The sequence below is a fragment of the Bacillus sanguinis genome, assembly GCF_018332475.1.
GTDB lineage: Bacteria > Bacillota > Bacilli > Bacillales > Bacillaceae_G > Bacillus_A > Bacillus_A sanguinis.
In genome coordinates this window covers 1-1,911 of the sequence record NZ_BOQB01000329.1, presented here as the reverse complement: position 1 = coordinate 1,911, position 1,911 = coordinate 1, and the positions used below count along the sequence as shown (strand labels likewise).

The 1,911-nt window shown below is 33.6% G+C and carries 1 protein-coding gene and 1 pseudogene; both read right to left on the bottom strand.

What is annotated here, in order from left to right; genetic code table 11:
* Positions 1 to 327: pseudogene (locus tag KI369_RS25145) on the bottom strand (glycosyl transferase); the annotation flags it as partial.
* Positions 311 to 1,828 (bottom strand): glycosyltransferase family 2 protein, encoded by a 1,518-nt coding sequence (locus KI369_RS25140; protein WP_212958016.1) that lies wholly within the window; start codon positions 1,826 to 1,828, stop codon positions 311 to 313. The gene KI369_RS25140 and the pseudogene KI369_RS25145, both read right to left, overlap by 17 nt.
* Positions 1,829 to 1,911 lie beyond the last annotated feature (83 nt).

Here is a 1,911-nt window from a genome sequence, read left to right as displayed (position 1 = left end):
CCCTTGTCCCCAACCTAAAGATAATTTTCCAGGATATAAAGTAGGATCATTAAAATATATAACAGTATCTTCAAATTCTTCCATCCACGAATGTCGATGAAAAATTGGTGGACCAATTGGCTGTTCTTGAAATCCACCTGCTCCAGATCCAAAAACAATAGTGTTAGAAGCGCCGGGCTTAATACGAATTAAAAATTCATACGTTACTTTATCCCAATCAACCTTGAGTATAAATGGTTCCGTAGTTTGAAAATCTATTTGCCATAATTCTTCATATGAAATGTTAATTTTTTTGTACTGATCTAACAGTTTAATCACCCTTTCCATCCATTTCGAGATGTTCTATTAAGTAAGAGAGAGCTTCAACGTGATCACCAATTATTCTTAATACTGCTGGAGGATGTCCATTATGACTTACATTCTCCATTAATCGAATTCTGTTTGGTTTTACAACATCAACATAATGTACACATTCTACTCTATACCCTTGTAATATAGCTTTTACTTGCGCAAGACTAGGGCATAGTAAACTTTCCCACCCTATTGCATCTACACATGATCTACTCATAGCATGTGGAATTGCTACTAATGAGCCATTACTTAATTCTGGACGATTATATGCTAAATTAAGCATATACTTTACGACGTCTACAACATAAAACGGAGGATGTAACATCGGATTCAAATCATTTAATGCTATGTCTACGCCATCGGCAACTGCTTTTGTAAAGTGATGCAAATTACTTCCTGAAACACTAAAATCACCATCAATAAATAAGAGAATATCTCCTTTGGCTTCAAGCGCTCCAATAGCACGTCCAACATTATGACCAAGCCGTTCGTTATATTTAATAATAGTAGCACCAAGTCTTTTAGCGATATTGGCCGTACTATCTGTCGAACCATTTACAACGACAATTATTTCTAGCGGTTCTATTTTTCTTGCCTCAAGTATTACTTGTTCTATAGTTTCTTCTTCATTTTGCACTGGTATAATGACAGAAAGTTGCATCCCGTCATAAATTGATGAATGCATACCCCATCCTCGATGATAAGAAGGATATCGCTTGCATTCACCTAACTTTTGAATAATATCTCTTCTTTTTCCTGCATCAGTAAACCCTACTCTTTTCCCCTTTTTCTCTATCCATTTAGAAATACCGATTAAATATTTCCCCACTTTCTCCTTCTCATTTTCTGACAATTCTTTTTTAACTAAATAACCTTCCTCTTCTAACGTTTCATCTCTAGATAACGTTTTTATTGCATATTGATCGTTAATCCGCCAGCCTTGATTCAATATATTCATATGGGCTAGAACGATATTTTTCATATAATCAAAACCGATATTTACCACTACTTCCTTCGTAAGTGCATATGGTAATGAAAGTATTGAATTGCTTTTTAAACCTGGTCGACATAAAATTTCATTTAACATTTTTCTCCATACAATATCCATATTTGGACATTTACCAACCTCTATAAATTTATCTATTTTGTTTAATACTACATCAGCCTGATTTGTAACAACTGGTTCAATAAATTTCTTCATCTCATTTGTAGATAACGAAAAATTACGATCTACAAACAACAATACTTCTCCTTTTGCTTCCTTTACAGAAGCTTCATACCCATCATTATGGGTACTATATTTATCCATCAAAACAATATGACATTTATGTTTCTTTGCTATTTCATACAAATTACTTCTATCATTAGGAAGCAAAATTATAATTTCAAGAGGATTTAGCTTCCATATAGATTGAATTGACTCTTCTAATATGTTCGCTCTTTCACTATACAAAATAATAACCGTTAAAGATTTCATTACACGCCCCCTTTACACATCATGTGACATAAAGTGAAACTTTAATCAGTGGGGGTTTTCTTCGTCCCCCACTGATTATTAGT

Excerpts from the sequence above, each read along its gene's own strand:
- KI369_RS25140 (WP_212958016.1), bottom strand. The coding sequence starts at position 1,828 with ATGAAATCTTTAACGGTTATTATTTTGTATAGTGAAAGAGCGAACATA.